This window comes from Psychrobacter piscatorii (assembly GCF_043641605.1).
GTDB classification, from domain to species: domain Bacteria; phylum Pseudomonadota; class Gammaproteobacteria; order Pseudomonadales; family Moraxellaceae; genus Psychrobacter; species Psychrobacter piscatorii_C.
Genome location: NZ_JBHZRK010000019.1, coordinates 42,092 through 52,028, shown reverse-complemented (window position 1 = coordinate 52,028; position 9,937 = coordinate 42,092). Strand labels below are relative to the sequence as shown.

Here is a 9,937-nt window from a genome sequence, read left to right as displayed (position 1 = left end):
ACTTGCATCTTAAAGTCCAGATCGTAACGCATAAAAATACCCCATAAGTTGTGTCCAACTTATGGGGGTCAGTTCATTAGCGGGGTTTTTTAATGCCTATCAATAAATATTTGATAAAGAAAGTGTGTGCTTAAGATTGTATTAAACAGACCTCAAATATAAAAAATGTACGCACTATTCATTATTACTATTATTAAAAAAACAAAACTTATGTTTATATTATTTTATCTTTAGATGGTATAAAACTACTATTAAATCGTTTATTCAAGATATATGGCTACGGCTATTCATTTATAAAATTAGTCTTATAAAGACAATATTTATCATTGTTTTCATTATCAGTTTTTATATTGAAATTTATAAAAACTACCTTTCATACCTTATATAAACCGTTTGTGCTATCCAATTCATTTAGTGCTAACAGTCTATTAATGACATTGATATACTCTATTTAATTAAATAGTGTAGCTGATTTTAAGCGCCAAGGTTGCATGTAAAGCATCAGTTAACAATGAATTTAAATCTATCAGAGTTTGGCCATTCATGGCTGAAAAGAACAAAAATTATCTGGGTCGGCGTCTTATGAGTAAAGTGCCTACCTTGCTGTCAATATTGAGTATAAAGAATGAACTACGGTGACGTGTTTCGCAAAAGCGATTTAGGTAGAGCAGAAATAAAGTCTCAAAGTCTCGGTATATTGCCTCGAGAAGCGAGAACATTGCTGATTATGATTGATGGCAAGCGCACGTATCAAAACTACCTTGATACACTTGATAATAGCAAAATGTTTGCTGATTTTGGCGGTGTCGGGCCTTTATTTGAATTGCTTGTAGAGCTTGAGTGTATTGAACTGATTGGTGCTGCTAACTCTAGTTCGCAAATCCAAAAAGCGCCTCAGGTATCTACTGTAACCGAAGCACCTACTATTCCTCAAGTACCAGTCGCAGAGCAACCTCAATCTACAGACAACTCATTTGATGTCAGTACTGAGATAGAGTTCGATCGTACTTTTAATAGCAAACCGCCAAGCAAAATTGCAGAGGTTGGCAAAAAGTCTATCGGTAATATGTTTAAGGCAAAAGTTGCTGGTGCCAACTATGGAACCCTTAAATCTGACTTGGCGACCTACATTGAAAAAAATGCACCACCTGCAGAAGCTTGGGGCTATTTACTGAGTCTAGAGCAGTGTGAGGACAGCGCGCAATTATTATTACTGGCACAAGAAGTACAAAAGAGCAGTAACGCGAATCTAGCACGTGGTATGAGCGAATTTATCAAAAAGATTCAACAGTCACGTTAGTACGGCCATTGATGAGTGATTAGCAATACCTGCACCGCCTTTTTTTATAAATCTAGCAAATTAATTGGGAAAAATTATGGAATCAGTCGATCTTTCAGAGTCAAATAGTCTAAAAATGCGGCAGGGTGAGCATATCATTCTACGTTTGACTTATATCAGTCGTTATAACAACGATAACCTCAACGGTGAGGTGACTCGTATCCTTGAGCAGGCTCAGCAAAATAACGAGCGCAATGGCATCACTGGTGCTTTGGTATTTAACCATAACTACTTTTTACAAAGTATTGAAGGAGCAAGGCCAGTTATCAATGGCTTGCTTAGAAAACTTGTGCAAGATGAGCGTCATCATTCTTTGCAGGTGATAGAGTGCCGTGAAGTTGAGCAGCGTCATTGGAGTAAGTGGTCAATGAAGTACTTGATTCCAAGCGAGGAGAATAAAGGACTGGCGTTAAAATTCTCGACAGGAAGTGAGTTCAATCCTTACTTAATGAGTACCAACCAAATCACGATGTTGATTGATACATTATCTGAGCTGCAAGAGCAACAAGCAAAGAGTGACGTGCAGACCATTCAGAAGAAAAAACCTTGGTACGATTTTAGCTAGTCTATCGATTCTGATAACCAGACCTGCACCCACGACACTTGTATAAGAGAAAAGCTATGAACTCAGTAACGACAGATGCACACATTTTAGTTAGCATGACCTATGCCAGCCGCGCAAACCCAAATGTATCAGCGACCGATTTCAATGAAATACTACAGCAAGCTCAGACAAATAACGCTGCTAATGGTATCACTGGAATGCTCACGTTCAATAAAGATTATTTTTTGCAGACGATAGAAGGCCCAAGAGCGCAAATTAATCGATTGCTATACAGTCTCATTTCCGATGAGCGTCATCACGATCTACAGATTATTGAAACACGTGAGTTAAAGCACAGAGAGTGGTCAAAATGGTCGATGAACTATGCGTCTCCGACTGAAGAGAACGCTGCAATTTATTTGAAGTACTCTACGACTATTGGTTTTAACCCTTACCTGCTAAATGCTGAATCTGCCCATGGGTTAATGAATGAGCTGAGTGCACAAAAAGGCTAAATAAAAGTAATCAGGGTTTAGACAAGCGTTCGCAAGTTCATACACTCTTGCTACAATGCTTAATTACACTATATTAATAAATCTGATTTATTAATATAGTGTATTAATGAATATTATTTTATTAAAAAACAAAAAAGTACTAATATTCAAGAAATACCGCATTCAAGAAACACTATAGAAAATAGAAATTTGTTGGGTTAAGTTTCAATAAGTAATTATTGTCGATAGATATTTTCTATATAAGGTATAATGAATGCTTGTGGTTACCAGCAATATTTTTATTATTCATGTTTATTAAAATAATTATGAATAATCTTTGATTAATTAAAAATCAAATGAACCCTTAAAAACTATTAATTTTTAATAATGAATGAGTCATCATTCAGGTATCTCAATAGGTACAATGTCTCTATTGAGGTGATATTTTTTATCCGACAGTTGGACTTACTATGAGTAAAAATAGCGCAATCGATTTAGATAACTTAAACGTAGATGAACTACGTGCCATCACCGAAAATGCACAACAGCTTATCGCCAAAAAACAGCATCAGCGTTTGTACGATGCTTATATGCAATTCGAACAAATTGCAGAAGACAGCAATGCTACGATTGAAGAGATCTTAAAAGCTGGTGAAAAGCTAGAGAAAAAACGCAGTATTAAGTACCGTAATACTGATAATAAGGAAGAAACTTGGACGGGCCGTGGACGTAAACCAACGTGGTTGGTTGAAGCCCTAGCAGCAGGTCGTGACCTTGAGGATTTTGCTATCTAATTAGGCTATCCAATTAAATAGTTTCGAGTCGTGACACAGTACGAGGCGGAGCTTATCAGTCTTATGGATAATGGTTTATTTACAATCATTTAGTCATAAACGCTGAAGCTTTGCCAAATAAAAAAGCCAGTATCTCTATTGCCAATATTTTGGTAAAAAGATACTGGCTTTTTTTCTGTCATCTATAGGTCATTGTTTGTTATGATAATGACGTTTTTGTCTTATATAAGAGTTGTGCAACCGTGGCCCAAGTATCTGAGTTGTCTCATAAGCGTCCCCGCAAGCTTTGGTGGCTGATCGGATTCGTATTGTTCGCATTATTTGCTGTATTGCAAATGCCAGCGGCATGGCTGCTTCAAAAGTATGCACCCAATACGCCTTATGTGCAGCATGTGTCTGGCAATGTATGGCAGGGCTCTGCCATTTGGCAAATTCCTCTATCATCGACACCGCTCACAGGGATGGCCGAATGGTCATGGCAGCCATGGCAACTGCTCACAGGAAAGCTTGGTGCAGATGTGAATATCAACTCAGATCAAACGAGGTTAAACGGACAGGTAAAACTGGGTTTAAACTCATGGCAAGTCGATGATATGAGCGGAAAGATTGCTCCTGAGACTTTGGCAAGTGTGGTTGATTGGCAACTGCCTAACACACCCATTCAAGTCAATGGCGTTTCGTTAAAGCGTCAGTCTAGCGACAATGCATCATCGGAATCAGCTGAGAATGAGTCTGCTAAAAATGCGGCGGGATTTAGTGAAGCGGATGGTCAGTTGACCTGGGTTGGCGGTGAAGTCGGCTATCCTAGTGGTGGTAAGGTTTTTTATATTACTATGCCTGCATTGCGAGCTGAGCTGAGTGCTGAGCAAAAAAACAATAAAAACCTGCTGCACATCAATCTATTGAATAATCAAGATAAGCGTTTGGGCGATCTGTATATAGACGGGGACAACATGCTAGATGTTAGTCTGACTCAGCGCCTATTAGAAAACATGCCTGAATACAAAGGGCAAGCACCGCAGGATACACCAGTCGTTAGTGTGCGCCAGCCGCTGCTAGCTGGTTTGGGGGCGCCCTAAATGTCAAATATTACTGCCAGCTTAAAGCCTGTCGTGAATACTCTCAATCGTTTTTCAGGGTGGTTGTTACTACTGGCAATCGCTTGGCTATGTTGGACAGCGGCGCGTCTTTTGTGGTTACTATTAGCAGCGCCCTTAGCACCTGCTTTGCCGCTAGCCCCTTTGCAAAACAATACAAAGTCTGCCAATGACTATAGTGGTTTGTTTGCGATATTTGCTGATCCTGACCCTATTGCGGCAGCAGTCCAGCCACCACCCAATGTTGAGCTTAAAGGCGTACTACTCGCCATACCGGAGAGCATGTCTTCAGCATTGCTTAACATTAATGGTGAGGTAAAAAATTACCGAATTGGTGATGGACTAAAAGACAGCGACTATATTCTTGTCGCTGTTGACTGGAATTCGGTTATTATCGCGGATGCCAATGATAAAGAAACAGTGATTAGCATGCCAGATGCTATGCCGCTAGATCAAAGTGACATGCTGGCAGGCGGCGTCAGTAATCAGCGTTTGCCCGATAATAATATGTTACCGACTGCTCCTCAGACATTACAAGATACGCCGCCTGAACCGACAGAGACGAATGGTGAAAGCAGTCCGCAAACGGCGATTGAAGAGGCGGTCACCGCGCTGCAAGAAAACCCTGCCAGTTATTTGAGTAGAATGGGGGTGATGGCCTCAGGTGAAAGCTATCAAGTTACCGCAGCGATGCCATCAAAATTACGCAATCGACTCGGACTAGAGCCAGGCGACAAAGTGTTGACGGTAAACGGGCAAAACGTGGGCAATAATCCTGCTCAAGATGCTGGCGTATTACAGCAAGTACAGCAAGCAGGCGAAGCACAAATCGAGGTTCAACGTGGTGAGCAAGTTATTACTATCCGTCAACAGTTCTAATAAGACGGACTTTTAGCAAAGATTGCTCGTTAAAAACTCAGTACATATGACGCAATATCACTGTAGGTAATTATCAATATGGTAAGTTTTCATCAATTTTCAGCCACACCTTTACACCGTATCCTGCCGCGTTTGATGCGCCTGTGTCGTCCTCTTTGCCTAGCTGTACCCTTATGGGCTGCTAGCATGGGCCTAGCGAGTGCTGAGAGCTGGAAGGTTAACCTGCAAGATGCTGATATTAAAGCCTTTATTAATGAGGTAGCAACCATCACTGACCAAAACTTTGTCCTTGATCCTCGTATCAACGGCAATGTGACGGTCATCTCAAACAAAGCATTGTCCCGTGATGAGATTTATCAGCTGTTCTTAAGTGTCATGCAGGTCAATGGGATTGCAGCGATAGAGTCAGGTACGACGATCAAACTGGTGCCAGATAATGTCGCCAAGCAGTCTGGTGTCGCCGTTGACTTGCGTGGCAATAGTGTCGGTGAGTCGCTCGCAACCCGAGTGATTTATTTGACGAATACTCAAGCAGCAGAAGTGCTGGGCGTTATAAGACCTTTGATGCCGCAGTCTGCACATGCGGCGGCTGTGCCTGGTGTAAACGCGCTGGTGCTATCAGATCGTGCTGATAGCCTGAACCAACTCACCGCACTTATCCGTGATTTGGACAGCAATGTCAATGACAGTTTGCAAGTGATACCACTACGCCACGTCGATGCCGAACGTATGATGGAGTTAATCAGTGCCTTGGTGGCAAGCGCTGGTAGCGGACAAGCACAAGGTGGTAATAATCAACTTAAAGTGATCGCTGATTCATCAAGTGATAGGTTGCTGGTCAAAGGCAGCCCTGAGATGATTGCCAAAGTTCAGGAGATGGTTAATCAACTAGATACCACACCGACAAGACGATTAAGTGGGTTACGTGTCTTTCGCCTAAAGTATGCCAGTGCTAGCCATATTGCCGATATGCTACGAGGGCTGCTGGCCAATCAATCGATCAATAGCGCTGGTGCAACCTCAACGTTAGAGTCCGCTTCTTTAAATGATGCAAGCAGTACAGGGGCAACCATTAACAGTGCGGCGAGTGAGAGTATTGGCAGTAGCAGTAGTACATCAGTTGTGCCTGCTAGCAATACAGGTGGAAGCGGTACAGGCGCCGGTGGCAGGCCTTTTAGTATCATTGCTGACGAGACACAAAATGCCGTCATCGTCAATGCTGCCCCTGAGCTCATGTTTGAGATTGAAGATGCGGTCAACCAATTGGACAGTCGCCGCGCACAAGTATTGATTCAAGCCGCTATCGTTGAAGTTTCAGGCGATGATGCGACCCAGCTAGGGGTTCAGTGGGCGCTAGGTAATGCCAATAGTGGTTATGGCGTCGTCAACTTCAATAACGTTGGAGCGAGTGCGACAACTTTAGCAGGTGCTGCATTGGCAGGTAGCGGTGTCGCGGGTGCAACGGCGCTTAGTCAGGCTGCCAGCTCTATCGTTGGTGCATTGGTTGGGATTGGCGATAGCCGAAAAGACAGTCAGGGTAATACGGAATTTTATGGCGCTATTTTGCAGGCGCTTGATAAATCTACCAGTGCCAATCTGTTGTCTATGCCATCTATTTTGACATTGGATAATGAGAAAGCCAGTATTCTAGTTGGTCAAAACGTACCTTTTGTAACTGGTTCCTTTACTACCAGTGGGAACAACTCAAACAACCCTTTCCAGACCATCGATAGGCAAGATATTGGTATTAATTTGAACGTCATTCCTCATATTGGTGATAATGGCACGGTACGCTTGGAAGTCTCACAGGAAGTCTCTAGCATTGCACCGACTAGTAGCGGTGTAAACGGCTTGATTACCAATAAAAGTCTCATTAATACAACGATTTTAGCAGACGATCAGCAAACCATCGCTCTAGGTGGCTTGATGCGTGATAACAGCACCACCAGTCAACAAAAAGTCCCAGGGCTTGGTAATGTACCAGTGATTGGCAGATTATTCCGTTCTGATAACGACAATACCCAAAAGAGCAACTTGATCATATTCTTACAGCCAACGATCTTGCGTGATGGCGGTGCGGTAGCGAGTGTGACCGAGCGTAAATTCAATCAAATGCGTGTACTGCAATTGGTCATCGATAAAAACGGCACCATCAAACAACTGCCCTTGAGCGGTACGGAAGGTTGGGATGGCAATGTCGATGCAGATTACGAATTAATGCCGCTTAACCCACTCATTCCTAAGCGTGATCAAACCCCGCGGTCAACCTCTCAAGGTTTCACCAAGGTAGACAGTCCTAACAGTGGTATGACGACGTATCCTCTCAATCGTTAGAGCAGTTATTAATCACCACTTTAAACAACCGATATCTTCAAGCAGCATAGGCCAATGTACGATGTAATAAACAAAAGTTACATCGTACATTGGCTTGCGTATTCGTAACACAGATAAACATAGCCATAGCCATATTTTTCGTATACTAAACATTAGTAGGATAATGTTATATATCTGCTTTTTACGTTCTAAGGTTTATGGTTAAATGATAGGTAGAGATAAACAATGGCAAACCATGAAAAGTTAAAAAAATGGCTGGTCTTGAGTGCGGTTGCTACGGCATTATTGGTCATCCCTCGGCGTAGTAGCCGAAAAGCTGATGAGATGACTGACTTTAATATAGCAAATTTGAAAAATAATGGCAGTCATCACGGTGATAAGGACGCCTAATAAGGAGTCGTAACGCTTTATATTGAACGCGGCATAGATTGAATAAGCTGTTACTACAGCCATTTGTATAATATGATGATTGACAAAGTATTTTGCTAAAGACGTTAATTTTTGGAGTGTATCAGTGTCTGTTCTTGAATCATCGGCTAAGGCAAAACAAGTATCAACCAGTATGTATCCCCTTATCGATACACACACGCATTTCGACGCGCCAGTATTTGATAATGATCGAGAGCAGCAGGTTCAAAGCGCTTACCGTCAAGGTATACGGCATCTCGTACTGGTTGGTTATCTGTATCAGCATTTTGAGCGTATGTATGACATTAAGCAGTTGATCGATAAGTTATCAAAGCGTTTTGGCATAGATACCGATGAATATAACGAGTCTGATTTCTGTACGCATATTGCGCTAGGCTTACATCCTTTTTATATCGAGCAGCATACTGATGCTCATTTGATAGAATTGGCGCAAATGGTTGCTGACCGTCGACCATTAGCCATCGGTGAAATAGGCTTGGATACCTTTACTGATGCAATGAAAGAGCCTGACGTATTTGATAAACAAAAGCGGTTCTTTGAGGCGCAGCTAGATATCGCTGTAACCCATCAGTTGCCCGTGATGCTTCATATTCGTAAGGCGCATGCCGAAGCGCTCGCTATATTAAAAGCGCACGAATACGATGCTCTCACATTGGGTGGTATTGCGCATAGTTTTAGTGGCGGTGAACAAGAGGCCAAAGCTTTTGTAAAACTAGGGTTCAAGCTGGGCGTTACAGGACAGGTGACCAACCCGAATGCCAAAAAACTGCGCCGCGCTATTCAGGCCGCTGTGGATACATATGGTATTGAGTGCTTAGTGATTGAGACAGACTGTCCGGACATGACACCGATTATGTGTCAAAATTCAAATAGTCAGCATCCAGCCGTTGGACAAAGCCCAGACAATGAATGGGAGGCAGCCCACACACATGATAGGAATGTTCCTGCTAATTTGCCTTGGGTATTGTCGAGTTTAAGTGAGTTATTGGGGGTCTCACAGGATAAACTTGCTAAACAGTTATGGAAAAATAGCTGCGATGCCCTAAAAGTAAACTGGGCTTACCCAACATAATTATTAAACTTATAATCAAACGATGAAGCAAGCACAGTCAAAATATTTAAGAAGAGTATTTGAAAAGCTATGAATGAAACCAGACAAATTGAGCACCCAGTCGTAGAGCCAGTTACTGCCGAATATGATAATGTACAAGCTGGCGTAGATGAAAAGAATGAGCAGTATGACCGCCGCTTTCAAGGGACGCGCACGCTTTATGGCACATCAGCTGTCGATACGTTTGCAGCGTCGCATGTCTATATCATTGGGGTAGGTGGTGTTGGTTCTTGGGCAGCAGAAGCGTTGGCGCGAACGGCAGTAGGAACCATTACTTTAGTTGATTTGGACGTATTGGTGGCCTCTAATGTCAATCGGCAGCTACCGGCGTTAGACAGTACGTTTGGTCAAAGCAAAATCGTAGCAATGGCGGCACGTATTAAAGAGATCAATCCTCAAGTCACCTTAAATCTCGTTGATGATTTCTTGACCGTCGAAAACGTCGCAGCGCTACTGCCGAGTCGCCATGAAGCAAAAGCAGCCGCTGATCAAGGTAGACCTACTGTGATTTTAGATTGCGTGGATGATATGAATGCCAAGCTGGCGATTGCCCTGCATTGCCGTTTTAATAAATTAAAGCTGGTCTGTGCAGGCGGTGCAGGTGGTAAGATAGATCCAAGCCAAATAAGAGTGAGCGACTTGCGCGACAGCTATCAAGATCCATTACTTGCTAAATTGCGTAACAAGCTGCGTCATGAAAAAGGTATCAATAGTGCGCTAAAAGAGAAGTTCGGTATCAAATGTGTCTATTCTACCGAGCCACCACATGTGGATAAGAGCTGCCAAGCAGGCGGATTACAATGTGGTGGTTATGGGTCGGCAGTGGTAGTCACATCGGTGGTCGCAATGATTATGGTGAATGAAGCGTTACAATTATTGATAAAGCAGACGAGTCACCAATCGAGCGTCTGATATT

The 9,937-nt window shown here is 42.6% G+C and carries 10 protein-coding genes; all 10 read left to right on the top strand.

Features of this window, described 5'->3' with window-relative positions; all coding sequences use genetic code 11:
• Positions 1-625 precede the first annotated feature (625 nt).
• The 10 genes from ACHUET_RS13920 to ACHUET_RS13875 all read left to right on the top strand — a co-directional run bounded on the left by ACHUET_RS13920 (position 626) and on the right by ACHUET_RS13875 (position 9,933).
• On the top strand, positions 626-1,300 hold the full coding sequence (locus ACHUET_RS13920) for a hypothetical protein (RefSeq protein ID WP_394213669.1): 675 nt from the start codon (positions 626-628) through the stop codon (positions 1,298-1,300).
• 76 nt (positions 1,301-1,376) lie between these two features.
• Positions 1,377-1,904 carry a BLUF domain-containing protein gene (locus ACHUET_RS13915; RefSeq protein WP_371531890.1) on the top strand — a complete coding sequence of 176 codons (528 nt, stop codon included), beginning with the start codon at positions 1,377-1,379 and terminating at the stop codon, positions 1,902-1,904.
• A gap of 56 nt (positions 1,905-1,960) precedes the next feature.
• Positions 1,961-2,398: a BLUF domain-containing protein gene (locus ACHUET_RS13910; RefSeq protein ID WP_394213667.1), complete on the top strand. Its 438-nt coding sequence runs from the start codon at positions 1,961-1,963 to the stop codon at positions 2,396-2,398.
• A gap of 449 nt (positions 2,399-2,847) precedes the next feature.
• Positions 2,848-3,171, top strand: a complete 324-nt coding sequence (locus ACHUET_RS13905; RefSeq protein ID WP_371531892.1) for an H-NS histone family protein — start codon at positions 2,848-2,850, stop codon at positions 3,169-3,171.
• A 242-nt stretch (positions 3,172-3,413) separates the two neighbouring features.
• Complete coding sequence (gene gspN / locus ACHUET_RS13900; RefSeq protein ID WP_394213664.1) at positions 3,414-4,250, top strand: type II secretion system protein N; 837 nt, start codon at positions 3,414-3,416, stop codon at positions 4,248-4,250.
• Entirely contained in the window at positions 4,251-5,147 is an 897-nt protein-coding gene (locus ACHUET_RS13895) for a type II secretion system protein N (RefSeq protein WP_394213662.1), read from the top strand. It abuts the gene before it with no gap.
• 78 nt (positions 5,148-5,225) lie between these two features.
• Positions 5,226-7,481, top strand: coding sequence for a type II secretion system secretin GspD (gene gspD, locus ACHUET_RS13890; RefSeq protein WP_394213660.1), 2,256 nt, complete (start codon positions 5,226-5,228; stop codon positions 7,479-7,481).
• A gap of 225 nt (positions 7,482-7,706) precedes the next feature.
• The gene (locus tag ACHUET_RS13885; RefSeq protein WP_394213658.1) at positions 7,707-7,871 is read left to right on the top strand and encodes a hypothetical protein; all 165 of its coding nucleotides are present in this window, start codon (positions 7,707-7,709) and stop codon (positions 7,869-7,871) included.
• Between the two features lie 172 nt (positions 7,872-8,043).
• A complete protein-coding gene (locus ACHUET_RS13880; RefSeq protein ID WP_394213675.1) occupies positions 8,044-8,982 on the top strand; it encodes a TatD family hydrolase in 939 nt (312 codons plus the stop codon).
• 69 nt (positions 8,983-9,051) lie between these two features.
• A complete protein-coding gene (locus tag ACHUET_RS13875; RefSeq protein WP_394213656.1) occupies positions 9,052-9,933 on the top strand; it encodes a tRNA threonylcarbamoyladenosine dehydratase in 882 nt (293 codons plus the stop codon).
• Positions 9,934-9,937: the final 4 nt, after the last annotated feature.

What these genes read in the sequence shown, in the direction of transcription:
- ACHUET_RS13920 (WP_394213669.1), top strand. Translation starts at nt 626, where the DNA reads ATGAACTACGGTGACGTGTTTCGCAAAAGCGATTTAGGTAGAGCAGAA.
- ACHUET_RS13915 (WP_371531890.1), top strand. Translation starts at nt 1,377, where the DNA reads ATGGAATCAGTCGATCTTTCAGAGTCAAATAGTCTAAAAATGCGGCAG.
- ACHUET_RS13910 (WP_394213667.1), top strand. Translation starts at nt 1,961, where the DNA reads ATGAACTCAGTAACGACAGATGCACACATTTTAGTTAGCATGACCTAT.
- ACHUET_RS13905 (WP_371531892.1), top strand. Translation starts at nt 2,848, where the DNA reads ATGAGTAAAAATAGCGCAATCGATTTAGATAACTTAAACGTAGATGAA.
- ACHUET_RS13895 (WP_394213662.1), top strand. Translation starts at nt 4,251, where the DNA reads ATGTCAAATATTACTGCCAGCTTAAAGCCTGTCGTGAATACTCTCAAT.
- gspD (WP_394213660.1), top strand. Translation starts at nt 5,226, where the DNA reads ATGGTAAGTTTTCATCAATTTTCAGCCACACCTTTACACCGTATCCTG.
- ACHUET_RS13885 (WP_394213658.1), top strand. Translation starts at nt 7,707, where the DNA reads ATGGCAAACCATGAAAAGTTAAAAAAATGGCTGGTCTTGAGTGCGGTT.
- ACHUET_RS13880 (WP_394213675.1), top strand. Translation starts at nt 8,044, where the DNA reads ATGTATCCCCTTATCGATACACACACGCATTTCGACGCGCCAGTATTT.
- ACHUET_RS13875 (WP_394213656.1), top strand. Translation starts at nt 9,052, where the DNA reads ATGAATGAAACCAGACAAATTGAGCACCCAGTCGTAGAGCCAGTTACT.